The sequence below is a fragment of the Streptomyces sp. NPDC093085 genome, from assembly GCF_040683935.1.
In the GTDB taxonomy this organism is placed as follows: Bacteria; Actinomycetota; Actinomycetes; order Streptomycetales; family Streptomycetaceae; genus Streptomyces.
In genome coordinates this window covers 491,978-516,949 of sequence record NZ_JBFBFB010000002.1, presented here as the reverse complement: position 1 = coordinate 516,949, position 24,972 = coordinate 491,978, and the positions used below count along the sequence as shown (strand labels likewise).

Genomic DNA, 24,972 nt, shown 5'->3' with positions numbered 1-24,972 from the left:
GATGAACCACCCCACTCCCCGCGCCGCGCCGGGCGAGCCGCCCGCCGTCCGTACCCCGGGCCATGTCCCGCTCGCCCATGTCGTCCGGGGCGGCGTCGTCGAGGGCGTCCACCACGGCTCGGTCGTGGTGCTGGCCGCCGACGGCGGTGTGGAGTTCCTGGCCGGGGACATCGAGGCGGCGTTCTACCCGCGCTCCGCGCTCAAGCCGCTCCAGGCCGTCGGGCTCCTCCGGGCCGGCCTCGACCTGGCGGAGGACGACACCGAGGCGCTCGCCCTCACCGCTGCCAGCCACTCCGGCGCCCAGGTCCACCTCGACCTCGCCCGGCGCATGCTCGACTCCGCCGGACTCACCGAGGACGACCTGGCCAGCACCCCCGATCTGCCGTACGGCGCCGCCGAGCGCGAGGAGTGGCTGCGCGCGGGACACGGCCCGAGCCGGCTCGCCCAGAACTGCTCGGGCAAGCACGCCGCCATGGTCAGGACCGCCCAGGCCCGCCGGTGGCCGCTGACCGGCTATCTCGACCCGGGCCACCCGCTCCAGCGGGAGCTGGCCGCCACCGTGGCGGAGCTCACCGGGCAGCGCATCGCCCAGGTGACCGTGGACGGCTGCGGCGCCCCGCTCTTCTCCGTCTCCCTGCACGGCCTCACCCGCGCCGTCGCCCGGCTCACCACCGCCGGCCCCGGCACCCATGAGCGCCGGGTCGCCGACGCCATGCGCGCCCACCCCGAGCTGGTCTCCGGCGAGGGACGGGATGTCGCCGGGCTGATGCGGGCGCTCCCCGGGGCGCTCGCCAAGGACGGCTTCGAGGGCGTCCAGGTCGTCGCGCTCCCGGACGGCCGGGCCGTCGGGGTGAAGATCGCGGACGGCGCGGACCGCGCCCGGATGCCGGTGACCGCCGCCGCCCTCGCGCTCGCGGGCGTCGACCCCGATCTGCTCGCCCCGTTCGCCCGTACCCCCGTCATCGGCGGCGGCCGGGAGGTGGGGAGCCTCCGTGCGGCGGGCGCGCTGGCTCCCGTATCCGACCCCGGGCCCGCCGTCCCGGCCGCGTGACCGCCGGCACCGTGCGATGCCGGCGCCGCACGGTGCCGGCCGCCCGGCCGCTCCGCCCGACCGCCCCACCCACCCTCACGAACGACCCTCACGAAGGAAGCCCTGTGCCATGACCGCAGGACACCGCACCGAACACGACCTCCTCGGCGACCGGGACATCCCGGCCGACGCCTACTGGGGCGTGCACACGCTGCGCGCCGTGGAGAACTTCCCCATCACCGGGACGAAGATCTCCGCGTACCCGCATCTGATCGACGCGCTCGCCGCCGTGAAGGAGGCCGCGGCCCGTGCCAACGAGGACCTCGGGCTGCTCGCCGCGGAGAAGGCCGCGGCGATCGCCGCCGCCTGCCGGGAGATCCGGGAGGAGGGCAGGCTCCACGACCAGTTCGTCGTGGACGTCATCCAGGGCGGCGCCGGCACCTCGACCAACATGAACGCCAACGAGGTGATCGCCAACCGGGCGCTGGAGCTGCTCGGCCACGCCAAGGGCGACTACACCCGCCTGCACCCCAACGAGGACGTCAACCTCGGCCAGTCCACCAACGATGTCTACCCGACCGCCGTCAACGTGGCCACCATCATCGCGGTGCGGGAACTCCTCGACGCGATGACCGTGCTGCGCGAGGCGTTCGCCGCCAAGGCCGCCGAGTTCCACGGCATCCTGAAGATGGGGCGCACCCAGCTCCAGGACGCCGTGCCCATGACGCTGGGCCAGGAGTTCTCCTCGTACGCGGTGATGCTGGAGGAGGACCAGAGCCGGCTCGCCGAGGCCGTTCTGCTGATCCACGAGATCAACCTCGGCGCCACCGCCATCGGCACCGGCCTCAACGCCCCGGCCGGGTACGCGGAGGCCGCCCGCCGCCATCTCGCGGACATCACCGGGCTGCCGCTGGTCACCGCGGCCAACCTGGTGGAGGCCACCCAGGACTGCGGCGCGTTCGTCCATCTCTCCGGGGTGCTCAAGCGCATCGCGGTGAAGCTCTCCAAGAGCTGCAACGACCTGCGGCTGCTCTCCTCGGGGCCGCGCGCCGGCTTCGCCGAGATCAACCTGCCGCCGGTGCAGGCGGGCTCCAGCATCATGCCCGGCAAGGTCAACCCGGTGATCCCCGAGGTCGTCAACCAGGTGGCCTTCGAGGTCATCGGCAACGACGTCACCATCACCATGGCCGCCGAGGCGGGGCAGCTCCAGCTCAACGCGTTCGAGCCGGTCATCCTGCACTCGCTCTCGGAGTCCATCACCCATCTGCGGGCCGCCTGCCTCACCCTCGCCGAGCGGTGCGTGCGCGGTATCACCGCCAACGAGGAGCGGCTGCGGGCTTCCGTGGAGAACTCCATCGGCCTGGTCACCGCGCTCAACCCGCACATCGGGTACGCCGCGGCCACCGAGATAGCCAAGGAGGCGCTGGCCACCGGCCGGGGCGTCGCCGAACTCGTCCTGGAACACGGTCTGATCCCGGCCGACCGGCTCGCCGCCCTGCTCCGCCCGGAGGAGCTGGCCGGCACCGGCACCCGCCCCGCCGTTCCGTAACTCCCGGGCCGTGCGGGGCGCCCGCCGGTTCCGTACGGGTCCCACCGGGGGAGCGTACGGAACCGGCGGGCGCCCCTGTACGTACGGCGTGCGCCCCAGTATGCCCGTCCGGTAGGTCCGTTCCGGCGCTCAGAGCTCGTGGGCGCCGGGCCGGCCCGCCTCGGTGATGAAGGAGGTCCGGGTGGTGACCGGGGCGCCGGGGGTGGTGACGTACGGCAGTACCCGGAAGTCGGCGCGGCAGCTCTGCGGGGTGAGGGAGCAGCGGACGTAGCCGCGCTGGTAGCTGGTGAACTTGATGTGCCGGTTGGCGGCGAGCAGATTGGCCCCTGAGGGGTCCAGGTCCATGCCGTCCATCTTGGTCGAGACGGAGGTGCCGACGAACTCGACCCCGATGGTGGGGGAGTCCGGGTCGTCGAAGTCGCGCTTCAGGTCGGCGACGAGGTGCCGGTGCATGTCGCCGGTGAGGACGACCGGGTTGGCGACATGCCGGTCGGAGATCTCCTTGAAGAGCCGGTCGCGGGCGGCCACATAGCCGTCCCAGAAGTCCATCACGAAGGACTGGCCGGGGCCCGGGTCGGTGTCCACCTGGTTCATCGCGATCTGCTGCGGGATCAGGTTCCACCGCGCGTCGGAGCGGCCCAGGCTGTTGTAGAGCCAGCGCTCCTGCTCGGGGCCGAGGATGGTGCGGTCCGGGTCGAGACGCTCGTCGCAGCCGGTCTTGGTGCCGTCGCCGCAGGGCTGGTCGTCGCGGAAGAGCCGGGTGTCGAGGATATGGAAGGTGGCCATCCGGCCGTACCGGAGGCTGCGGTACATCCGGGCGTCGAAGCCCTGCGGCTTGTTCGGCAGCCGGAGCGGCAGGTGCTCGTAGTACGCCTGGAACGCGGCGGCGGCCCGGAGCCGGAAGACCGCCGGGTCCACGTCGGCGTGTTTGGAGTGGTCGCCCGCCCAGTTGTCCTCGACCTCGTGGTCGTCCCAGACCACGGCGAAGGGGTGGGCCTGGTGGGCGGCGATCAGGTCGCTGTCGAAGCGGTGGAGCGCGTGCCGGTTGCGGTACTGCGTCAGATCCATCGGCTCGGCGCGGAGCTCGGCGGCGACCGGGGTCTTGCGGACGCCGCCCATGGCGTCGATGGGGTTCTCGTAGATGTAGTCGCCGAGATGGAGGACGAGGTCGACATCCTCCTGGGCGAGGTGGCGGTACGCGGTGTAGAACCCCTCGAACCAGGCCTGGCAGGAGACGAAGGCGAACTTCAGCGAGCGCGGGTCGCTGTTCGGGTCCGGCGCGGTGCGGGTGCGGCCGACGGGGGAGAGGACCCCGCCGGCCTGGAAGCGGTAGTAGTACTGGCGGCCGGGTCTGAGCCCGGTGACCTCGACATGGACGGAGTGCGCGAGTTCGGCCATGGCCCGGGTCCACCCCCGGCGCACGACCCGGCGGAACCTTTCGTCCTCCGCGACCTCCCAGAGGACCTTGACCGCGCGCGGGTCCATGCCGCCGGTGCCGTCCGGGGCGAGCGGGTGCGGGGCGAGCCGGGTCCACAGGACGAAGCCGTCCGGCCAGGGGTCGCCCGAGGCGACGCCGAGGGTGAAGGGGTCCTCGTGGAGGCGGCGTTCGGCGGCGCCCGCCCGGCCGGCCGAGAGGGTGCCCGCCGCGACCGCCAGCGCGACCGTTCCGGTGGCGCCGAGCATGGCCCGTCTGCCGAAACCGGTGACGGAGTTGATTCCACTGTTCACACGCATGAATCCTGGTCCGTTCGTCGTGAGCGATCCCCGAGCGAGCCGGGGCGGAAACGGCACGTGATTTAACGTCAGTTCATGTGGTAATCACACGCTGAATATCACACGTATTCACCCGTCACAAGACCACCCGCCGCCCGGTCGACAACGCCTGTCGGAGGCGACTGTACGGCCGCGTCGCGACGGAATCCGGGCACCTGATGGGGTGTCCGGTCAGCACCTGTGTAACACCCTTGACACCTCTCGCGGGCTGCTCATAGTGTCCACGCCACAGAATTCACGTTAGATTTCACATGGAGACGTGTCGTCTTCACGCCGGGCAGGTGGTGAACGACGGCGTACGAGGGATCGTGACGCGCCGTCGGCCGCGGCGCTCAGGAAGGACGTGTCCATGTCCGCTCCGTCCATGTCCGCGCCGCCGTCCGCCACCGGGCCCCTGCGCCCCTACGGACTCCGCTGCGACCACCGCGTCACCCCGCTGGGCATCGACGAACCCGCCCCCCTGCTCTCCTGGCGGCTCGCCTCGGACCACCGGGGCGACGACCCCACCGCCCACCGGGTACGCCTCGCCCGCCACCCCGGGGAACTGGCCCCCGGCGGCCGGCCCCTCTGGGACAGCGGGGAACTGACCGACCCGGGCGCCACCGGCGTCCCCTACACCGGGCCCGCGCTGGAGCCCCGTACCCGCTACCACTGGCAGGTCACCGTCGCCTCCGCACGGGACCAGGAGCCCGCCCCGGCCGCCTCCTGGTTCGAGACCGGCCTCACCGTGGGGCCCGGGGGACAGGACGCCTCCGGGGAAGGCCCCCGCGCCGCGTGGATCACCCACGCCCCCGGCCGGATCGACGTCATGGACGCGCCCACCGAGGGCGCCAGCGCGCTGAACCACCACGGACTCGCCCCCTGCCCCCAGCTCCGCCGCGCCTTCGACGCCCCGCCCGCCCCCGTCGTCCGCGCCCGGCTCTACGCCAGCGCGCGCGGCCTCTACGAGATCCGGCTCAACGGCACCCGGGTCGGCGACGCGGAACTCGCCCCCGGCTGGACCGACTACCACCGGCGGATCCAGTACCAGACGTACGACGTGACGGAGCTGCTTCGCACCGGCGAGAACGTCCTCGCCGCCACCCTCGCCGACGGCTGGTGGAGCGGGTTCGTCGGCTTCGAACCCCGCAGGGCCGGCGCCCACTACGGCACCGAACCCCACCTCTTCGCCGAACTCCATCTGCTGGACGGCGAGGGCCGCACCACCAGAATCCTCACCGACGACTCCTGGCGCACCCGCACCGGCGTCATCCGCCACGCCGACCTGCTCATGGGCGAGTGCCACGACCTGCGCCACCACACCGACGGCTGGGAGCTGCCGGGCCACGACGACCGCGACTGGTCGCCCGCCCGGGTCACCGGCACCGACCACCGCCTCCTGGTCGCCGCGCCCGACGAACCCGTACGCGCCACCGCCGAACTCGCCCCCCGTACCGTCACCCGGCTCCGCGACGGCGTCCACCTCGTCGACTTCGGCCAGAACCTCGCCGGACGGGTACGGCTCCGCGTCCACGCCCTCCCCGCCGGCGCCCGGGTGACGCTCCGTCACGCCGAGGCGCTCGACGAGGACGGCGCGCTGTACACCGCCAACCTGCGCACCGCCGCCGCCACCGACCTGCTCATCGGCGACGGCCGCCCGGACCATGTCTTCGAGCCCCGCTTCACCTACCACGGCTTCCGCTACGCCGAGGTCACCGGCCTCCCCGAACTGGCCGCCACCGACATCGCCGCCGTCGCCCTGCACAGCGACACCCCCTGGACCGGCTCCTTCGACTGCTCCGACCCCGGCCTCCGGCGCCTCCACTCCTGTATCACCTGGGGCCAGCGCTCCAACTTCGTCAGCGTGCCCACCGACTGCCCGCAGCGCGACGAACGCCTCGGCTGGCTCGCCGACGCCCAGGTCTTCCTCCCCACCGCCGCGCTCAACGCCGATGTCGCCGCCTTCTTCACCAAATGGCTCCGCGACGTGGACGACGCCCGTACCCCCGACGGCGGCTTCACCAATGTCGCCCCCCGGCTGGCGGGCGTCGCCGACGAGGGCGCCCCCGGCTGGGGCGACGCGGGCGTCCTCATCCCCTGGCACCTCTACCGGACCTACGACGACCCGCGCTTCCTCGCCCGCGCGCTCCCCGGCATGCGCGCCTGGGTGAGCCTCGTCCAGCTCCACAACCCCGACCTCGTCTGGCGCCACCGGGTCGGCCCGCACTTCTCCGACTGGCTCGCCCCCGGCACCCCCACCCCGCGCGACGTGGTCGCCACCGCCTACTTCGCCCACAGCGCCCACCTCACCGCGCGCGCCGCCGAGGTGCTCGGCCACCACGACCCCGCCCGCGACCACCACAAGCTCGCCGCCGCCGTACGGGACACCTTCACCGACCGCTTCGTCACCTACACGCCTGCCGACGGTGCCGGTACGGAGCCCGACGGGCGCGCCGACGGCGCCGCTGAGGAGCCCACCGGCAGCCTCCGGATCGAGGGCGACACCCAGACCGGCTACCTCCTCGCCCTCGCCTTCGGCCTCCTCCCCGAGGAGTGGCGGGAAGCCGCCGCCCGCCGCCTCGCCCACCTGGTCGAGGCCGCGGGCCCCGGGCTCGTCACCGGCTTCCTCGGGGTCGCGCTCGCCGCCCCCGTCCTCGACGCGTACGGCCGCGCCGACCTCGCCCACGCCCTGCTCCGCCGCACCGAGGCACCGTCCTGGCTCTTCCCGCTCCGCCACGGCGCCACCACCATCTGGGAGCGCTGGGACGGCTGGCACCCCGACACCGGCTTCCGCGCCGCCGCCATGAACTCCTTCAACCACTACGCGCTCGGCTCCATCGGCGAATGGCTCTACCGGGGCGTCGCCGGACTCGACCAGAGCCCCGGCTCCACCGGCTACCGCCACCTTCTCGTCCGGCCCGCCCCCGGCGGCCTCGCCCACGCGGGCGCCCGCTACGAGTCGGTACGCGGCACCGTCGCCGTCCACTGGGAACGTACGGGGAGGACCCTCGCCCTCCGCGTCCAGGTCCCGCCGGGCGCCACCGCCGAGATCCACGTCCCCACCACCGACCCCGGCTCGGTCCGCGAGTCCGGCGGGATCCCCGCGGACGGCGCCCACCTCACCCGCGCCGGCACCGCCCCGGGACACGCCGTCTACCGGGTGGCCTCCGGCGTCTACCGCTTCACCGCGGCCTACGTACCCCACGAGGAGGACATGACATGACCACGGGTTCCGGCATACCCTCCGCGCTCCGCTCCCCGGTCAGCCGCCGGGGCCTGCTCCGCACGGCCGGCGCGGCGGCGGCGCTCACCGCACTGCCCCCGGCCCTCACCGCCTGCTCCGGATCGAGCGGCTCCGGCGACGGGAAGATACGTATCGTCGGCGTCACCGACCAGCAGAAACCCGTCGAGGAACTCGTCGCCCGCTACCGCCAGAGCCACCCCGACACCGCCTTCACCACCTCCTTCGCCCCCACCGACCAGGCCCAGACCGCCGTCCGCACCCAGCTCGCCGGCGGCAACGCGCCCGATGTCCACGTCCTGTACCCGGGCAGCGGCAGCGCCATGTCGATGGTCGAACTCGCCAAGGCGGGGCTGCTCACCGACCTCTCGGACCAGAAGTGGACCGCGTCCATACCCAGGAACTTCGACGCCGCCTACCGGTACGAGGGCAAGACCTATCTCTACTCGGCGGGGTCCACCGTCATCGGCGCCATCCACAACAAGAAGGCGTTCGCCAGGGCCGGGGTCGAGCCGCCGACCACCTGGAGCGAACTCCTCGACGTCTGCGCGAAGTTGAAGGCCAAGGGCATCGTGCCGATCGCGCTGGGCGCGCAGACCCCCTGGGTCACCCAGCTCATCACGTACGCCCTGGTCCCCAACGCGGTCTACGCCGAGAACTCGAGCTTCGACGCCGACATGGCCGCCGGACGCACCACCTTCGCGGACTCCGGCTGGGCCGACGCCCTCGGCAAGTACAAGGAACTCCAGACCCGGGGATTCTTCAACGACAACCCCAACGGCACCACCTTCGAACAGCAGACCTCCCTCGTCGCGAGCGGCAAGGCGGCCATGGCCGTCCAGGTCTCCGCCGTCCTCGGCCTCTTCCGCGAAGCTGCCAGAACCCCGGACGACCTGGGCATGTTCCCCTTCCCCGGCGGCGAGGAGGCCGGGAAGCTGTGGATCCCGGCCGGTATCGTCGTCGGCCTCGGCGTCGCCGCCCACGGCAGGAACCAGGAGAAGGCCAAGGAGTTCGTGGAGTTCCTGGCCCGCCAGGAGAACGTCAACACCTGGGCGACCGCCGTCTCCGCCATCCCCTTCCGGCGCGACGCCTCCACCACCATCGACCCCGTCCTCGACGGCTTCCTGCCGGTCATCGACGACAACCGCGCCGTCCCCTTCATGGACCAGGCCTGGCCCAACGCCGAGGTGCAGCCCGCCCACTTCGCCGCCGTACAGGACCTCCTCGCGGGGAAGACGGACGTCAAGGGGGCGCTCGGCCAGATGGACACGGCCTACGGAAAGAAGTCGTGAAGCCCTCGCGGCGCGGCTCCACCGTACCGCCGTGGTACTTCGTCGCCCCCGCGCTGCTGGTCTACGCCGTCGTCGTGCTCTACCCGAGCCTCGCCGGGGTCGTCTACGCCTTCACCGACTGGTCCGGCGTCGGCGGCTTCTCCTTCGTCGGCACCGACAACTTCCGTACCCTGCTCGACGACCACCGCGCCCTGGAGTCCGTCGGCAACACCCTGCTGCTCACCCTCGCCGTGGTCGTCGTCCAGAACGGGGTGGGGCTGCTCCTCGCACTCGGTGTGCACACCACCGTCCGCTCCCGCTCCCTGCTCCGGGTGATCTTCTTCGCGCCCGCCGTGGTCAGCCCGGTCATGGTCGCCTTCCTCTGGAAGTACGTCTACAACCCGGACAACGGCGCCGGGCTCAACGGGATCCTCGGCGCGCTCGGCCTCGGCGGACTCCGGCAGGACTGGCTCGGCGACCCCTCGCTCGCCCTCTGGTCCGTCGCCGCGATGGTGGTGTGGCAGTACGCCGGCTACTCCATGGTCATCTTCCTCGCCGGGCTCCAGGGCGTCCCGGCCGAACTCCACGAGGCGGCCCGGATCGACGGCGCCGGAACCTGGCAGCGCTTCCGCTTCGTCACCTGGCCGCTGCTGGCCCCCGCCCTCACCGTCAATCTGATGCTGTCGACCATCGGCGGCCTGAAACTCTTCGACCAGGTGTACGCGGCCACCAACGGCGGCCCCGGCACCGCCAGCGAGACCCTGTCGACCGTGCTCTACAAAGAGGCTTTCGTCTACGGCAAGTTCGGCTACAGCACCGCCGTCGCCCTGGTCCTCGCGCTCTTCGTGGCCGCCGTCTCCCTGGTCCAACTCCGCTATCTGCGCGCCCGGGAGGTCACCGCGTGAAGACCACCACCGGCCCCCGACAGCCCAAGGCGCCCGGCCGGTACGGCAGTTACCTGCTCGAACTGGTGATGGCCGCCGTCGCCGTGGCCTTTCTCTTCCCCGTGTACGCCCTGGTCACCCTGGCGCTCAAGGACCCGCGACAGGTCGCGGAGTCGCCGCTCGCCCCGCCCCTGCCGCCGACCTTCGCCAACTTCGGCTCCGCCTGGAACTCCGCCTCGCTCGGCCCGGCCCTGGTCAACAGCGCGGTCATCACCACCGTCAGCCTGCTCCTGCTGATCGTCCTCGGCTCGACCGCCGCCTACGCCCTGGCCCGCCGGGCCACCGGACTCGGCTACGGGCTCTACATCCTCTTCCTGCTCGGCATCGTGCTCCCCTTCCAGCTCGGCATGATCCCGCTCTACAAACTCGTCGACGACCTGGGCTGGCTCGGCACGTACCAGGGCATGGTCCTCTTCTACACGGGCATCCAGCTCCCGTTCACCGTCTTCCTCTACACCGGCTTCATCCGCGCCCTGCCCCCCGACTACGCGCAGGCGGCGCTGATCGACGGCTGCGACCACCGGCAGGCGTTCACCCGGGTGGTCTTCCCGCTGCTGCGGCCCGTCACCGGCACCGTGATCATCCTGAACGCGGTCTTCATCTGGAACGACTTCTTCACCCCGCTGCTCTACCTCGGCGGCTCCGGCCGGGAGACCGTGCCCGTGGGCGTGTTCTCCTTCGTCGGCCAGTACGTCTCCGACTACGGCCTGGTCTTCGCGGGTCTGGTGCTGGCCGCGCTGCCGGTCCTGATCGTCTTCCTCTTCCTCCAGCGGTACGTCATCAAGGGGTTCGAGGGCGGCCTCAAGGGGTGACCGGCGGTGTCCCCGTGGGGGCGCGGGCTCGGGGCGCGGGCTCAGGGGGCGGGGTCGGGGCCCCGCCACCGGGCCCGCGCGCTCTCCACCCGGAACAGGTACTCCGCGTACGCCTCCTCGTAGAACGCCACCCCCGCCGGATCCGGGTCCACCACCGCCTCCGGCGCCGTCCACGCCGCCGCGTCCACCTCCCGGCCCAGCTCCGCGCCGCGCGCCGCCACCCCCGCCAGGACGGCGCCCCGCGCGCCCGGCTCCGGGCCGCGCGCCACCCGCAGCGGCCGGCCGATCACATCGGCGAACAGCCGCAGCCAGGCCAGGGTGCGCGCCCCGCCGCCGCAGACCGCGAGTTCGCCGGTGAGGCCCGCCGCCTCCAGACAGTGCCGGGCCGCGAAGGCGATCGCCTCGCACATCCCGCGTACCAGATCGGCCCGTGAGGACCGCAGATCGAGCCCGGTGAACTCGGCGCGCGCCGTGGGGTCGACGAACGGGACGCGCTCCCCGGAGGGCGAGAGATACGGCAGCGCCGCCACCCCCCTGGCCCCGCGCGGGGTGGCGTCGAGCACCCCGGAGAGCTGGTCGTGCGAGGTGCCGGTGATCCCGAGCACCCAGTCCAGCGCGACCGTCCCGGTCATCGCCGGCAGCGCCCGCATATGGCGGTCGGGCCGGGCCAGCGCCAGATGGAAGCCCACCGGATCCGCGTCGAACGCGACCCGCTCCACCACCACCTGACAGGCCAGCGTCGTCCCGACGATCAGCAGCCCGTCCCCCGGCTCGGTCACCCCCGAGCCGATCGCGCACGCGGGCAGGTCGTACGGGCCCGAGGTCACCGGAGTGCCGTCCGGCAGCCCGGCAACCCCGCCGCGCGCCCGCCCGTAGGGCAGGGTCGGGGAGATCGGCGGCAGCAGCCCGGCCCGGTGGCCGACACCGAGCGCGGCCAGCGCCTCGGGCGCGTAGCCGCGGGTGCGCGGGTCGAGGAAGGGGACGGAGGCGTCGGAGAGATCGGTGGCGCGCTCGCCGGTCAGCCGCAGATGGATGATGTCCTTGCAACTCGCGGCGGTCGCGGCGGCGTCCAGGGCGGCCGGTTCGTACCGGTCGAGCCAGGCGAGCAGCGGCCCGGGGGAGCCGGGGAAGAGCACATTGCCGGTCCGCCGGTACATCTCCCGCGCCGTACCGTCCGCCATCCACCCGGCGACCAGGCCGCCCGCGCGCCCGTCCATCCAGGAGAGCGCGGGCCGCACCACCCCGCCCCGCGCGTCGGCCAGCCAGAGCCCGTCGCCCTGGCCGGTGAGCGCGACCAGGGCGGGGGTACGGCCCCCGGTCACCGCGCCGATGACGGAGGTGGCGGCGCGTACCACCTCCTCGATGTCCTGCTCCACCTGGTCGCCCCGCCCGCCCAGCGAGATCGGGACCGACTCCACCCCCAGCGCGGCGCCGTCCTCCCCGAAGGCGACCGCCTTGGCGACCGAGGTACCCATGTCCACTCCGACGAACACCGTGTCTCCTCCTGCCGATCCGAACGTGCCGGTTCTGCCGGCGCGATCCCGCTGAGACGTGCTCCGTACCGACGTGCCGTGCCGACGTGCCGTACTGGTGTGGCGTACTGGTGTGGCGCAGGGGCGTGCCGTGCCGACGTGCCGTGCCGGTGTGGCGTGCCGGGTCAGGCGACGCGGTGGCGGGGCGGCTCGCCGCGCAGGAAGCGGCCCACCTCGGCCGCCGCGATCCGCGCCGCGTTGTGCGCCACCGCCGTGTTCGCCCCCGCCAGATGCGGCGTCATCACCAGCCGGGGCGCCGAGCGCAGCCGCGACCCGGCCGGGGGCGGCTCCACGGCGAAGACATCGAGCCCCGCGGCGCCGAGCCGCCCCGACTCCAGCGCGTCGCAGAGCGCCGCCTCGTCCAGCAGGGCGCCGCGCGCGCAGTTCACCACGACCGCGCCCGGGGGCAGCAGCGCCAGCTCCCGGGCGCCGAGCAGCCCCCGGGTCTCCGGCGTCAGCCGCGCGTGCAGCGACACCACGTCCGAGCGGCGCAGCACTTCGTCCAGTCCGGCGACGGGCGTGCCCACCGCGCGCAGCGCCTCCTGGTCCGCGTACGGGTCGTACAGCAGGACCCGCGCGCCGAACGCGGTCAGCGCGCGCGCCACCCGGCTGCCGACCGCGCCGCAGCCGACCAGCCCGACCGTCGCCCCGTCCAGCCCCGGCCCGCAGTTGTCGTACGTGTAGAACTCGCCCGCCCAGCGCCCCGCAGCCAGCGCGGCCGAGGTCTCCGGGATCCGGCGCATCGCGGCGAGCATCAGCCCCACCGTGTACTCGGCGGTGGCGGCGGCGTTCCGCCCCGGGGTGTTGCAGACCTGGACACCGCACTCCCGCGCCGCGTCGAGGTTGACGTTGACGGGACCGCCCCGGCCGACCACCACCAGCCGCAGCTCCGGGGAGGCTTCGAGGACCTTACGGGTGAACGGGGCCATCTGGGTGACGCAGATCGCCGCCCCCTCCAACGCGGCGAGCAGCGTCCGCTCGTCCCCCGACGCCTCCTCGACCTCGCCGACCGGGCCGAACGGGGTCAGCGGCCACTCCAGCATCAGCGGGTCGACCGTATGGTCCCGGCCGATCTCGGCCGCCAGCTCCCGGGCGAACAGGTCGGGGGCGACGAAGTGGTCGCCCGCGGCGAGGATTCTCATCGGCGCGGTCTCCTTCGGTGGGTCGGAAGGCGGGGCGGACAGCGGGTCGACGGCGCTCGGACGGTGGGTCAGACGGCGGAGGTCCCGGCGATCTCGTACGGGACACCGCGCTCGTCCAGCGAGCGCAGCGCTTCGGGCGGGGTGCGGTCGTCGATCAATATCAGATCGAAGGTGGTGAGCGGGGTCAGCCGGTGCAGCGCGGTGCGGTCGAGCTTCGAATGGTCGATCATCAGCACGGAGCGCCCGGCCGCCTTGAGCATCGCCCGCTTGACCGCGACGATGCGCTGCTCCTGGTGGAAGGCGTAGTCGCCGTGGACGGACGAGGTGGAGACGAAGCAGAGATCGACCCGGAGCGCCTCGACCGCCTCCACACACGGCACCCCGAGGAACGAGTCGTGCAGCGGGTCGTAGTCGCCGCCCAGCGCCATGAGATGGAGACCGCGCTCGTCGGCGAGGAGGTTCAGCACCTCCAGGAAGTTGGTGACGACGGTCAGCGGCTCGATCCTGGGGAGCAGCCGGGCCAGCTCCAGGGCGGTGGTGGAGTCGTCCAGCATCACCGACATGCCCGGCTCGATCAGCGCCGCCGCGCGCGCCGCGATCGCCGCCTTCTCGCGCCGCATGGACTTCTTGCGGAACGCCACGTTGGACTCGAAGACCCCGGAGGGCTGGCCGGTGACCCCGCCCCGGAACTTCCGCAGCACGCCCTCGCGTTCGAGCTCGTCGATGTCGCGGTAGATCGTCATGACGCTCACGCCGAACCGCTCCGCCAGATCCGAGGCGGAGACCGAACCCTCGGTCAGCACATGGTCGGAGATCTCGCGGCGGCGCTGGAGGGGGCCCCGCCGGCTCGTGTCCTGTGACATTCCTCGGTCCTGTTCCAGCGATGCCGCAATAACATCAAGCTCTGAGGATATAACATCGTTTGATGATGTACCGTCGGCAGTGTTCCCCACGGACGGCCGGCAGGTCAACCCGTCGGCGGAGTCGGCGGAGCGTTCCTCACCAGGCAGGACACCGGCGACCGGAGTGACGGCCGGCTGCCGGGGCGGCGGCCCCGGGGCGCCGGAGCGGGTGTGAAAAGCGGCGCGGAGTCACGCGCCCGGGATCGGCGGCCGGCGGTGGTCGGCGCGGGCGGCGACGGGAAGGCGGGAGCTTGTGACGGAGGCACGCCGGACGGACGCGGATGGCGGGAACGTACGCGGCGGGGACACCCGCCGGGGGGATGTGTGGATCGGGGTCGACCTCGGCACCCAGAGCGTCCGCGCGCTCGCCGTCACCGACGACGGCCAGGTGGCCGGACGCGGCTCCGCCCCGCTCACCGGCGACCGCGAGGGCGACCGCCACGAACAGTCCCCCGCCGACTGGTGGTCGGGGGTGTGCACCGCGCTCCGCGCCACCCTCCGCACCGTCGCCGCCGCCCGGGTGCGCGGCCTCTCCGTCTGCTCCACCTCGGGAACGGTCCTGCTCACCGGGGCCGACGGGGCGCCGCTCACCCCCGCGCTGATGTACGACGACGGGCGCGCCGGAGCGGAGGCGGTACGCGCCCAGGAGGCGGGCGCCGAGGTCTGGGAGGCGATGGGGCACCGGATCCAGCCGAGCTGGGCGCTGGCCAAACTCCTCTGGCTGACGGGCGGTCCGGGCGGGGGAGTCCGGAGGGGCGCGCGCGTCTGCCATCAGGCGGACTTCGTCACCGCGCGGCTCGTCGGCCACCCCGTGCCCACCGACACCAGCCACGCGCTGAAGACCGGGTACGACCTGACCACCCGCTCCTGGCCCACCGCCGTCCACGACCGGCTCGGCCTCGCGGAGCTGGACTTCCCCGAGGCGGTCCTCCCCGGCACCCCGCTCGGCACCGTCTGCGCCGAGGCGGCCGAGGCGACCGGGCTCGCCGAGGCCACCCCCGTCCTCGCCGGGATGACCGACGGCTGCGCCGCCCAACTCGGCTCCGGCGCCTGGGACATCGGCCAGTGGAACACCGTCCTCGGCACCACCCTGGTCCTCAAGGGCGTCACCGCCGAACCGCTCCACGACCCGGCCGGCGTGCTCTACAGCCATCTCTCGCCCGAGGGCCACTGGCTCCCCGGCGGCGCCTCCAGCGTCGGCGCCGGCTCCCTCACCCGGGCGTTCCCCGGGGCCGACCTCGGCCACCTCGACCGGCTCGCCGCCCACCGCGAACCGGCCGGCGCCGTCGCGTACCCCCTGGTCTCGCGCGGCGAGCGGTTCCCCTTCCTCGCCGCCGACGCCGAACCCTTCGTCCTCGGGGCGCCCCGCGACGACGCCGACCGGTACGCCGCGCTGCTCCAAGGGGTCGCGCTCGCCGAACGGCTCTGCCTCGCCTACCTCGGGCTGCTCGGCGCCCCCGTCGACCGGGCGGTCACCTTCACCGGGGGCGCCACCCGCAGCACGTACTGGAACCAGCTCCGCGCCGACATCCTGGGCCGCCGCGCCACCGTCCCCGCGCTCACCGACTCGGCCCTCGGCATGGCGGTGCTCGCCGCGTACGGGGTACGGAGCGGGGGCGCCGGGGCGGGCGGGGAAGCCGGTACGGGCGGCGCGCGCGGGTCCCTCTCCGCTCTGCGGGGGATGGTCCGCGTCCGTACGGTGCTGGAGCCGCGCCCCCGGGTCGGCGCGCGCTTCCAGGACGCCTTCGTCACCCTGGTCGACGCCCTGGAAGAGCGCGGCTGGCTGCCCGCGCCGACCGCCACCTACGCACGGGAGCACGGTTGAACCCCGTATCGGATCCGCATCCGCACCCTTCCCCTTCCCCTTCGCCGGAGCCGACGGCCCGGTCCGCGCCCCAGGCCCCGGCCGCCGCGACGCTCTTCCTCGCGCGCCACGGCGAGACCGTCTGGCACGCGGAGAACCGCTACACCGGCGTCAGCGATATCGGGCTGACCCCGCGCGGTCTCGAACAGGCCGGGGAACTCGGCGTCTGGGCGGGCGGCGCCCGGCTCGACGCCCTGGTCACCTCCCCGCTGAGCCGGGCCCGGCGCACCGCCGAGCCCGCCGCGCGGACCACCGGTCTGACGGCCGCCGTCGAACCGGAGCTGACCGAGCTCGACTTCGGCGTCGCCGAGGGGCGTACGCTCGCCGAACTCCGGCTCTCGCACCCCCGCGAGACCGCCGCCTTCCTCCGCGACCCGGCCGCCCATCCGCTCCCCGGCGGCGAGGACCCGGGGGCCGCCGCCGGGCGGGGCGCCGCCGCGCTGCTCCGGATCGCGGCGGCGGCGCCCGGCCGGCGGGTGCTGGTCGTCGCGCACAACACCCTTTTCCGGCTGGTCCTGTGCCGGCTGCTCGGCATCCCGGAGAGCTCCTACCGCCGGGTCCTGCCGGGGCTGCGGAACTGCGCGGTCACCGAGGTGCGGGTGACCGGCGGGCAGGCCGCGCTCCTGTCCTACAACGTGCCCACGGAGAACATGCCGACGGAGAACGTGTCCGCGGAGCGCCCGTTCTGACGCCGTCGCCCCGGCCATCACCCCAACGGCCCCGGGAACGTGCCCTCCACGGCGTCCCGTCGTTGGAGCGGGCATGAACGTGCAACGGATTCTCACCGCGGCCGCCGCCGGTTCCGCGCTCCTCGCCGCCGTCGCCCCCTCGGCCCACGCCCTCGACCTCGGCTCCACGCTGAACAGTACGGCGCAGACCGCCACCGCCGTCGGCGAGCAGGCCAAGCCGGTCGTCCAGGGCGCCGTCGGCGACAAGGTGGGCAAGAAGGTCGGCGCCGTGAAGAAGGCCGTCCAGGCCGGAGCGGACGCGGTCCAGGCGGGCAACGAACTGATCAACTGATCCCGACGACAGAACAGATGGGGCGGGGCGGTGCCGGAGGGCACCGCCCCGCCCCGCGTCGTGCGGCGGGGCGCTGTCCCGAACACCCCATGCGTGGTTGCCCGTTGGGATCCCCGGGTCAACAATGCCCATGACAAATCACCGAAGGAACTTCGGTCACAGAGGGGACCCCACATGAGAAGACCTCTCATCGGCGCGCTGCTCGCCGTCCTGCTCCTCGGCGGCGGCGCGGCGCCCGCGCTCGCCGCGCCGGTCGCCCCGGCGCCCGGCGCCGTCGGCACCATCACCGACACCGACACCGCCGCACCCGAACCCCGGCTCGCCGCGGTCGACTTCGCCGGTACGGTCGCACTCAGCAACTGCTCGGGCTCGGTCGTCAGGACACCCCAGTCACAGCCGTCCGACCCCGCCCTGGTGCTCTCCAACGGACACTGCCTGGAGAGCGGCTTCCCCGCCGCCGGGCAGGTCATCGTCAACCAGGCGTCCACCCGCTCCTTCACCCTGCTCAACTCGGCCGGTACCGGCGTGGCCACCCTGCGGGCCTCCAAGGTCGCGTACGCCACGATGACCGACACCGACATCTCGCTCTACCAGCTCACCACCACCTACGCCCAGATCCAGAGCGCGTACGGCATCACGGCCCTGGAGCTGAACGCGGCCCGCCCCGCCCAGGGCAGCGCGATCAAGGTCGTCTCGGGGTACTGGAAGCGCATCTACAGCTGCTCCGTCGACGGCTTCGCCTACCAGCTCAAGGAGGCGAGCTGGACCTGGAAGGACTCGGTGCGCTACACGTCCTCCTGCAACACCATCGGCGGTACATCGGGCTCGCCCGTGATCGACGACGCCACCGGGAAGGTCGTCGCCGTCAACAACACCGGCAACGAGGACGGCGCCCGCTGCACCCTCAACAACCCCTGCGAGGTGGACGAGAACGGCACGGTCACCGTCCGCCAGGGCATCAACTACGCCCAGCAGACGTACCCCCTCGTCGCCTGTCTCACCACCGGCAGCGTGATCGACCTCAACGCCGCAGGCTGCACCCTGCCCAAGCCGTAGGCGTGGTGTGCGGCCGTACCGGGCACCCGCCGGTACGGCCGCACGGGCGGGCGGCCGGGTCGGGAAGGCGCCGGTACGGCCGCACGGGCGGACGGGCCGACAGGCCGGGAAGCCGCCGTACCTGTCAGGGGGTCAGCGGAGTGAGGCCGAGGAGCAGACAGGCCGGGGCGGGCGGCAGCTCCACCGTCAGCTCCGCACCCTCCGCCCGCCACCGCGCCCGGCCCGGCGAGGCCAGGGGGTGGAGGATCTCCACCCGTACGGCCCGGCCCGCCAGATGGGGCACGGAGAGGGTGCGGGCGGCCTCGCCCTCCCGGCGCCAGAGCGAGAGATACGTGGTGGTGCCCCCGGCCGGCGGAGCCTCCCCGGCCACCGCGGGCCCGCCAGGCCGCAGGCCGAGCGCGAGCCAGGGGTCGGCCCACCCCGGCAGACCCAGCGGCCAGAACGGTACGGCGGTGGGCAGATCGCCGCGCAGCCGCTTGTACGCCGCCACCGCCTGCTGGACCAGGGCGAGTTGGGCGGGCGCCATATGGTCGAGATGGCCGGAGAGATGGATCCGGCCCAGCAGCGCGGAGCCCAGGGTGAAGGTGATCTCCTCCGGGGTGAACTCCGGCTGCGGGTACGCCCAGACCGCGCCCTGCTCCGGCGGTACGGCCGTGGGCGCCGAGGCGGCGATCGGCGGGTAGTACCGGGCGTCCTGCTGGTCGCTGGTGGACTGGAGCTGGCTGACCGCGAGCGACGCGCCGTCCATCCGCATCCCGCCCGAGGCGCAGTTCTCCACCACCAGCCCGGGGTGCCGGTCCAGCACCCCGTTCAGCCAGGCCAGATGGGCCCGGGTGTGGCCGAGCAGCCCGCCCCCCGGTGAACTGTCCCCTTCGCCCACCGTGCCCGGCGCCACCCGGATGTTGTAGTCCAGCTTCAGATAGCCGACGCCCCACTCCCCGACGATCCGGTCGACCGTGGCGTCGAGATGCGCGCGGGCCGCCGGATGGCGCAGATCGAGCTGGTGGCGGCCGTGCTCCGTGATCCGGACACCGTCGCGGCGGAAGAACGCCTCGGGTGGCAGCGCCCCGGCGACCGGGCTCCGTACCCCCACCACCTCCGGCTCCAGCCAGAGGCCCGGGACCATCCCCCGGCCACGGATATGGTCCAGCACCACCTGGATACCGCCGTCCGGGAAGCGGAGCTCCGAGGGCCGCCACTCCCCGACACTGTCCCACCACCCCTCCGCCCGGTCGTCGTACCACCCGGAGTCGATGCAGAAGTACTCCGCGCCCGCCTCGGCGGCGGCGTCGACCAGGGGCAGCAGCCGCTCCGTGGTCGGGTCGCCCATCAGGGTGTTCATGTAGTCGTTGAAGACCACCGGCAGCGCGGTGTGGTCCGGGTGCGGGCGGCGCACGGCGCGCCGGTACGCGGTGAGGTGGGCCAGCGCCTCGTCGAACCCCGCGCCCAGCGCCAGCGCCGCCGGGACCGTGGTGAACTCCCCGCCGGGCGCCAGCCGTTCGCACCACTGGTGGCCCTCGTCGGTGGGCCCGTTCAGCGCCAGATACGCCGCGCCCGACCGCTCCCCGGTGTCCCAGCGCCACCCCGCCGCCGACTCGATCTGCCAGAGCGCCGCCCAGCCGCCCCGCCGGTCGGTCAGCCCGCCCATCGGCAGATGGCCGTCGCTGGGCCAGCTCCCGCGCCCGGTGAGGGTGAGCGCGGCGCGGCTGTCGTGCTCGTGGGCCGCGCGGTTGAGCCCCGCGACCGACGCCCGCAGCGGCTCGGCGTACCAACGGCACTCCGCGAGCCAGTCGTTCCGCGCCCGGTGCACATCGAGCACATCCGGCGAGGGGAGTCCGCCGACCAGCAGACTGCTGACCGACTGGACGAGCAGCGGCTCGGTCCCCTCGTTGCGGAGGCTCACCTCGCCGCGTACCACCGCCACCCCGTCCGGAGAGGAGAGCCGCACCTCGGCCGTCAACCCGCTCCCGGGGTCGTGGAGTTCGACGGTGAGCCGGTGCCACCGGCCGTCCCGCGCGGAGCGGTGCGCGCGGTACCGCAGCCGCGAGCCGAGCGCCCCGTCCAGGAAGCGCTGCCCCGACCATCCGCTGCCGTGCCCGAGCGCGGTCACCTCGACCAGGGGCAGCGGGGCCGAGGGGTCCACCGGCCCGGGGGAGGGGGCGCCGGGCCCGGTGAGCCCGGTCATCCGCACCTCCCCGCCGGGCGCGGCGGTGAACTCGGCGCGGAGCGCCGCGTGACCCCACGTGAAGGTCTCTCCCGTGCTGTTCGCCGGCTGACCGGTCAACGTGCCCCCTCCCGATCCCGCCGTCACGGCGGTGTGGGTCCGATGCGTGCGTCGTCGTGTGAATCGTTGGTTACGGTCTCTTGACGGGCCGTGTGTGACCGGTCACAATCCTGGCATGAATGTGACCGGTCACACAAGGAAGCCGGCCAAGGCGGGCACGAAGGCCGGGCCGAGCATCCGGGATGTCGCCGCCCGGGCCGGCGTCTCCCACCAGACCGTCTCCCGTGTGATCAACGGCCATCCGAGCGTCCGCCACTCCACCCGCGAGCGGGTCCTCGCCACCATCGAGGAGCTGGGGTTCCGGCGCAGCGCCACCGCGCTCGCGCTGGCCAGCGGCCGGTCCCGGGCCGTCACCGTACTCACCGCCAACACCACGCACTTCGGGTACGCGGCGATCCTCCAGGGCGTCGAGGAGGCGGCCCGCGGCGCCTCGTACGCCCTGGGCATCCGGGTGCTGGAGTCGGCGGAACCGGGCGCCGTCCGGGCCGAGGTCCAGCGCGCCGCCGACACCGGCGGCGGTCTGGTCGTCATCGCCTACGATCCGGCCGGGGTCGCCGCCCTGAACGCGGTCCCCGCCGGGCTCCCTCACGTCGGTGTGGTCGAGACCCCCGCGCGCCCGCCGGGGGAGGGGCTGCCCTGGGTGTGGACCGACGACCGCAGGGCAGCCCACGAGGCCACCCGCCATCTGCTCGCCCTCGGCCACCGGACCGTGCAGTACGTGGCGATCCCGTCGAGCACCCGGCGCACCGCGCCCCGTATGGCCGGCTGGCGGGCCGCGCTGCGGGAGCGGGGCGCGGAGATCCCGCGCCCGCTCCAGGGCGGCTGGGGACCGGCCGGCGGATACGCGGCGGGGCGGAAGCTCGCCGCCGACCCGGCGGTCACCGCGATCCTCTGCGGCAACGACGACCTGGCGCTCGGGGTGCTCAGGGCGCTGCACGAGGCGGGCCGGTCGGTCCCCGGCGAGGTGAGCGTGGCCGGCTTCGACGACGCGCCGGGCTCCGCCTATCTCACCCCGTCGCTCACCTCCGTACGGCTGGACTTCACCGGCCTGGGCCGGGCCGCCTTCGGGCTGCTGCACGGGGCGGTCGAGGAGTCGGCGCCGGTGGCCCCGCACCCGCTCTCCGTACCGGAACTGGTGGTACGGGAGAGCTCGGGGCCGCCCCCGCACCCCGCACCCTGAGCGTCGCACGTGCCATGTCCCTCCCCGCAGTGAGGCAGAGCAAACGATGCAGAGAGTCCGCCCCGCACTCCCCGTCCTCCGTGCCCTCGCCCTGATATGCGCGACCGCCCTCGCCGCCACCGCGTGCAGCGACCCCACGGCCGGGGACGGCGGTGGCGGGGGCGCGGGCTCCTCGCCCGCCGCCCGGGTGGACCCCACGGCCCGGCTCGACGGGGTGAAACTGACGATGTGGACGGCGCAGAACACACTGGGCGCGCCCCGGCAGGTCATCGACGCCTTCGAGAAGGCCACCGGCGCCACCGTCGAGGCCCAGGCCGTCCCCGACCTGTACGAGCAGAACGTGCCGACCAAACTCGCCTCCGGCGACCGCCCCGACCTGATGTTCTGGCAGCCGTCCGTCTCCACCCTCCCCTTCGTCCAGCCCCACCGGAACCTCCTGCCGCTCGACGGCGAACCGTGGGCGGCGAAGCTCGGCGACACCGAGAAGTCCCTCGGGGTCGTCGACGGCACCCGGTACGCCGCCATCGTCACCAGCCCCGCCGTGCTCGGCGTCTACTACAACAAGGACGTCTTCCGGAAGGCCGGCCTCACCGAGGCGCAATTCCCGCATGGCTACGCCGAGTTGCTGAAGCTCGGCCACACCGTCAAGGACCGGGCCGGGGTCGCCGCGTTCTACGAGTCCGGCGGTGACAAGTGGCCCCTCCAGTGGCATACCCAGGTCCAGCTCACCGATCTCGACCAGCGGTGGTGGGACGGCCTCAACACCAACAAGGAGAAGTGGACCGACCCGGCCGTCGTCCGGGCCATCACCACCTACAAGGACCAACTCCTCGGCGCCGGGCTCGCCCAGAAGAACTACCGCACCGGCACCTTCACCGGCTCCGCCGACGCGCTGTGGAACGGCGAGGCCGCCATGGTCCTCAACGTCACCTCCTTCCAGACCCAGTTGCAGGCCCAGCACACCACCGCGGAGATCGACCGCCGCATCGGCTGGTTCCCCGTCTCCAACTCCGACGCCGACGGCCTCTACTCGCCCGACCAGACCAACGGCGTCGTCGCCTTCAGGACCGGCGACGAGAAACGGCAGAACGCCGCCCGCCAGTTCCTCGCCTTCTGGCTCGGCCCGGACTACCCGGCGTACATCGAGGCGATGAAGATCCCGTCCGTCCAGCCCGCCGTCCCCAGCCCCGACGGGCTGCCGGAGACCTCGCTGGCCCAGCTCAAGGCGTTGCCGACGGCCGACGGGGTCTTCCAGGCCAAGGCGATCGTCGCCCCCGACACCCACCTCTGGCTCGCCGACATGATCTACGGCAAGAAGACCCCGCGCGAGGTCGCCCAGGCCATCCAGGACCAGTTCGCCCAGGTGGCCAAGGCGCAGGGCGCCCCCGGCTTCTGACGTACGGACGCACCCGCCGCAGGACACACCGTACGAGCGCCACCTACCGCATGACCCCGACCCGCCGAACAGGCCCCGCACACCGATCGAGGGAGGCCAGCCGTGACGGAGACTGCACCGCGCACGCGCGGGACGGCCCCGCCGGGGAGCGCCGAGCCGCGTCCCGTGGGCCGGCTGCCCCGCGCCGCCGTCCACCACCCGTGGTGGTTCGCGCTTCCGGCGGTCCTGTTCTTCGCCGCCTTCTTCCTCCTGCCGAACCTGCTCAACTTCGTCTACCCGTTCACCGACTGGTCCTCGTACCACGCGGGCATCGCCTTCACCGGGCTCGACAACTTCGCGACGATCGCCGACGACGGCTCCCTCCTCAGAGCCCTCAGGACCACGCTCCTCTACGCGGCGCTCGCCGCCCTCTTCCAGAACGGCCTCGGCCTCGGTCTCGCCCTGCTGCTGGAGGCCGACTCCCGCTTCAACCGCTTCTTCCGCGCGGTGTTCTTCCTGCCCGTCCTGATCTCCGCGCTCGCCGTCGGCTATGTCTTCCAGGCCCTGTTCGACCAGGACGGCGCCGTCAACTCCCTGCTCGGCACGGACATCCCCTGGCTGGGCTCGCCCACCTGGACGCTGGTCCTGGTCTCCGCGGTCCACGGCTGGAAGTGGATGGGCCTCGCCATGCTGATCTACCTCGCCGGGCTCAAGGGCATCCCCGGCGAGTTGCTGGAGGCCGCGAAGGCCGACGGCGCCGGGCCCTGGCGCACCTTCCGCTCCGTGCGCTGGCCGCTGCTCGCGCCCGCCCTCACCTTCAATGTGACCACCGCGCTGATCGGCTCCATGAACACCTTCGACATCGTCCAGGCCACCACCGGGGGCGGCCCGGCCGCCTCCACCGAGGTCTTCAACATCTATATGTTCCGGGTCTTCGGACAGGGCCTGTACGCCCAGGCATCCGCCATGAGCCTGGTCCTCTTCCTGGTCGTCGTCGCCCTCGCCGTCCCCCTCGTCAGCGGGCTGCGCCGAAGGGAGCGGATGCTGTGACCGCCGTACGACCCTCCCGCGCCTGGCGGTACGGGCGCCCCGTGCTGGTGGCGGCGCTCGCCGCCGTCGCCGTCGGCATCCCCCTCTGGCTGGTCCTGGTCACCTCGGCCAAACCGCGGGGCGAGGCCGTACGCCCCCGCCTCGACCTGCCGCGCCACTGGCAGCCCGCCGACAACTACGCCGCCGCCGTCGGCCAGGGCGACATGGTCAAGGGGTTCGTCAACTCCCTGCTCGTGGTGGTCCCTTCGGTGGCCCTGGTGCTCATCCTCGGCGCGGGCGCCGCCTGGGTCTTCGCCCGCCGCTCCTCCCGGCTGGTCTCCGCCGCGTACGCCCTCACCATCAGCGGACTCCTGCTGCCGCCCGCCGTGATCACCATCGTCATGGAGCTGCGCCTGCTCGGCCTCGCCAGCACCCGGCCCGGGATGATCGCCGTCTACACCGGGATGTACCTCTCCACCTCGGTCTTCTTCATGACCGGCTTCATCCGCACCATCCCCCTGGAGCTGGAGGAGGCCGCCCGGATCGACGGCGCCCGGCCGCTGCGGATCTTCCTCCGGATCATCCTGCCGCTGCTCCGCCCGGTCATCGCCACCGCGACGATCATGGTGATGCTCTACGCCTGGAGCGACATCTTCTACGCCTTCTTCGTGCTCGGCGGCTCCGCGGCGGCGACCCTGCCCCTCAATCTCTTCCAGGTCGCCGGAGCCCAGCTCTACCTCAACAACTGGCATCTCATCTTCGCCTATGTGGCCGTGATGAGCCTGCCGATGGTCGCCGTCTTCCTGGTCGCCCAGCGCACCATCGTGTCCGGAATCACCAGCGGAGCCGTCAAATAACCGGAGGTCACCATGGAGGTCCCCCGTACGACCCGCACCAGCCGCACCGCCCGCACCAGCCGCACCATCCGCACCGTCCGCAAGAGGAGACGACGGCTGCCCGTCGCCCTCGCCGCCACCCTGTTCGGAGCC

General features: G+C 73.2%; 19 protein-coding genes. 14 read left to right on the top strand and 5 right to left on the bottom strand.

What is annotated here, in order from left to right; translation table 11 throughout:
- Position 1: 1 nt before the first annotated feature.
- Together AB0O07_RS08975 and aspA are read left to right on the top strand one after the other, a co-directional pair.
- A complete protein-coding gene (locus AB0O07_RS08975) occupies positions 2–1,051 on the top strand; it encodes an asparaginase (RefSeq protein WP_365629283.1) in 1,050 nt (349 codons plus the stop codon).
- A 109-nt stretch (positions 1,052–1,160) separates the two neighbouring features.
- A complete protein-coding gene (gene aspA / locus AB0O07_RS08970; RefSeq protein ID WP_365629280.1) occupies positions 1,161–2,579 on the top strand; it encodes an aspartate ammonia-lyase in 1,419 nt (472 codons plus the stop codon).
- Between the two features lie 129 nt (positions 2,580–2,708).
- Here aspA and AB0O07_RS08965 read toward each other — a convergent pair whose 3' ends face one another.
- Positions 2,709–4,307, bottom strand: coding sequence for an alkaline phosphatase D family protein (locus AB0O07_RS08965; RefSeq protein WP_365629277.1), 1,599 nt, complete (start codon positions 4,305–4,307; stop codon positions 2,709–2,711).
- A 394-nt stretch (positions 4,308–4,701) separates the two neighbouring features.
- On the opposite strand from AB0O07_RS08965, the gene AB0O07_RS08960 reads away from it, so the two are divergent.
- From AB0O07_RS08960 to AB0O07_RS08945, 4 genes are read left to right on the top strand one after another with little or no spacing between them, the layout of a single operon-like run.
- On the top strand, positions 4,702–7,554 hold the full coding sequence (locus tag AB0O07_RS08960) for a family 78 glycoside hydrolase catalytic domain (protein ID WP_365629274.1): 2,853 nt from the start codon (positions 4,702–4,704) through the stop codon (positions 7,552–7,554).
- Positions 7,551–8,864 carry an extracellular solute-binding protein gene (locus AB0O07_RS08955; protein WP_365629271.1) on the top strand — a complete coding sequence of 438 codons (1,314 nt, stop codon included), beginning with the start codon at positions 7,551–7,553 and terminating at the stop codon, positions 8,862–8,864. The genes AB0O07_RS08960 and AB0O07_RS08955 overlap by 4 nt, the downstream gene beginning before the upstream one ends.
- Positions 8,861–9,748, top strand: a complete 888-nt coding sequence (locus AB0O07_RS08950; protein WP_365629268.1) for a sugar ABC transporter permease — start codon at positions 8,861–8,863, stop codon at positions 9,746–9,748. The genes AB0O07_RS08955 and AB0O07_RS08950 overlap by 4 nt, the downstream gene beginning before the upstream one ends.
- Entirely contained in the window at positions 9,745–10,599 is an 855-nt protein-coding gene (locus AB0O07_RS08945; protein ID WP_365629265.1) for a carbohydrate ABC transporter permease, read from the top strand. Before AB0O07_RS08950 ends, AB0O07_RS08945 begins: the two co-directional genes overlap by 4 nt.
- 41 nt (positions 10,600–10,640) lie before the next feature.
- On the opposite strand, the gene AB0O07_RS08940 is transcribed toward AB0O07_RS08945, so the two are convergent.
- The 3 genes from AB0O07_RS08940 to AB0O07_RS08930 all read right to left on the bottom strand — a co-directional run bounded on the left by AB0O07_RS08940 (position 10,641) and on the right by AB0O07_RS08930 (position 14,136).
- A complete protein-coding gene (locus tag AB0O07_RS08940) occupies positions 10,641–12,092 on the bottom strand; it encodes an FGGY family carbohydrate kinase (RefSeq protein ID WP_365629262.1) in 1,452 nt (483 codons plus the stop codon).
- A 164-nt stretch (positions 12,093–12,256) separates the two neighbouring features.
- Positions 12,257–13,273: a 2-hydroxyacid dehydrogenase gene (locus AB0O07_RS08935; protein WP_365629259.1), complete on the bottom strand. Its 1,017-nt coding sequence runs from the start codon at positions 13,271–13,273 to the stop codon at positions 12,257–12,259.
- A gap of 68 nt (positions 13,274–13,341) precedes the next feature.
- Positions 13,342–14,136, bottom strand: coding sequence for a DeoR/GlpR family DNA-binding transcription regulator (locus AB0O07_RS08930; RefSeq protein ID WP_365629256.1), 795 nt, complete (start codon positions 14,134–14,136; stop codon positions 13,342–13,344).
- A gap of 361 nt (positions 14,137–14,497) precedes the next feature.
- On the opposite strand from AB0O07_RS08930, the gene AB0O07_RS08925 reads away from it, so the two are divergent.
- The 4 genes from AB0O07_RS08925 (at position 14,498) to AB0O07_RS08910 (ending at position 18,115) form a co-directional block, all read left to right on the top strand.
- Entirely contained in the window at positions 14,498–16,000 is a 1,503-nt protein-coding gene (locus AB0O07_RS08925; protein ID WP_365630291.1) for an FGGY family carbohydrate kinase, read from the top strand.
- Positions 15,997–16,728, top strand: a complete 732-nt coding sequence (locus AB0O07_RS08920) for a histidine phosphatase family protein (protein WP_365629252.1) — start codon at positions 15,997–15,999, stop codon at positions 16,726–16,728. Before AB0O07_RS08925 ends, AB0O07_RS08920 begins: the two co-directional genes overlap by 4 nt.
- Positions 16,729–16,801: 73 nt before the next feature.
- Entirely contained in the window at positions 16,802–17,059 is a 258-nt protein-coding gene (locus AB0O07_RS08915; protein ID WP_365629249.1) for a hypothetical protein, read from the top strand.
- 174 nt (positions 17,060–17,233) lie between these two features.
- A complete protein-coding gene (locus AB0O07_RS08910; RefSeq protein ID WP_365629246.1) occupies positions 17,234–18,115 on the top strand; it encodes a serine protease in 882 nt (293 codons plus the stop codon).
- A gap of 124 nt (positions 18,116–18,239) precedes the next feature.
- Here the strand turns inward: AB0O07_RS08910 and AB0O07_RS08905 are convergent, their stop codons facing one another.
- The gene (locus AB0O07_RS08905; protein WP_365629243.1) at positions 18,240–20,399 is read right to left on the bottom strand and encodes a glycoside hydrolase family 36 protein; all 2,160 of its coding nucleotides are present in this window, start codon (positions 20,397–20,399) and stop codon (positions 18,240–18,242) included.
- 115 nt (positions 20,400–20,514) lie between these two features.
- Here AB0O07_RS08905 and AB0O07_RS08900 point away from each other — a divergent pair, with 115 nt between their 5' ends.
- From AB0O07_RS08900 to AB0O07_RS08885, 4 genes are all read left to right on the top strand, one after another.
- The gene (locus AB0O07_RS08900) at positions 20,515–21,579 is read left to right on the top strand and encodes a LacI family DNA-binding transcriptional regulator (protein ID WP_365629240.1); all 1,065 of its coding nucleotides are present in this window, start codon (positions 20,515–20,517) and stop codon (positions 21,577–21,579) included.
- 46 nt (positions 21,580–21,625) lie between these two features.
- Positions 21,626–22,975 carry an ABC transporter substrate-binding protein gene (locus AB0O07_RS08895; protein WP_365629237.1) on the top strand — a complete coding sequence of 450 codons (1,350 nt, stop codon included), beginning with the start codon at positions 21,626–21,628 and terminating at the stop codon, positions 22,973–22,975.
- Positions 22,976–23,077: 102 nt separating this feature from the next.
- Complete coding sequence (locus AB0O07_RS08890; RefSeq protein WP_365629234.1) at positions 23,078–24,004, top strand: sugar ABC transporter permease; 927 nt, start codon at positions 23,078–23,080, stop codon at positions 24,002–24,004.
- Positions 24,001–24,840, top strand: coding sequence for a carbohydrate ABC transporter permease (locus tag AB0O07_RS08885; RefSeq protein ID WP_365629231.1), 840 nt, complete (start codon positions 24,001–24,003; stop codon positions 24,838–24,840). The genes AB0O07_RS08890 and AB0O07_RS08885 overlap by 4 nt, the downstream gene beginning before the upstream one ends.
- Positions 24,841–24,972 lie beyond the last annotated feature (132 nt).

Excerpts from the sequence above, each read along its gene's own strand:
- aspA (WP_365629280.1), top strand. The coding sequence starts at position 1,161 with ATGACCGCAGGACACCGCACCGAACACGACCTCCTCGGCGACCGGGAC.
- AB0O07_RS08960 (WP_365629274.1), top strand. The coding sequence starts at position 4,702 with ATGTCCGCTCCGTCCATGTCCGCGCCGCCGTCCGCCACCGGGCCCCTG.
- AB0O07_RS08900 (WP_365629240.1), top strand. The coding sequence starts at position 20,515 with ATGAATGTGACCGGTCACACAAGGAAGCCGGCCAAGGCGGGCACGAAG.
- AB0O07_RS08955 (WP_365629271.1), top strand. The coding sequence starts at position 7,551 with ATGACCACGGGTTCCGGCATACCCTCCGCGCTCCGCTCCCCGGTCAGC.
- AB0O07_RS08915 (WP_365629249.1), top strand. The coding sequence starts at position 16,802 with ATGAACGTGCAACGGATTCTCACCGCGGCCGCCGCCGGTTCCGCGCTC.
- AB0O07_RS08910 (WP_365629246.1), top strand. The coding sequence starts at position 17,234 with ATGAGAAGACCTCTCATCGGCGCGCTGCTCGCCGTCCTGCTCCTCGGC.
- AB0O07_RS08930 (WP_365629256.1), bottom strand. The coding sequence starts at position 14,136 with ATGTCACAGGACACGAGCCGGCGGGGCCCCCTCCAGCGCCGCCGCGAG.
- AB0O07_RS08935 (WP_365629259.1), bottom strand. The coding sequence starts at position 13,273 with ATGAGAATCCTCGCCGCGGGCGACCACTTCGTCGCCCCCGACCTGTTC.
- AB0O07_RS08975 (WP_365629283.1), top strand. The coding sequence starts at position 2 with ATGAACCACCCCACTCCCCGCGCCGCGCCGGGCGAGCCGCCCGCCGTC.
- AB0O07_RS08895 (WP_365629237.1), top strand. The coding sequence starts at position 21,626 with ATGCAGAGAGTCCGCCCCGCACTCCCCGTCCTCCGTGCCCTCGCCCTG.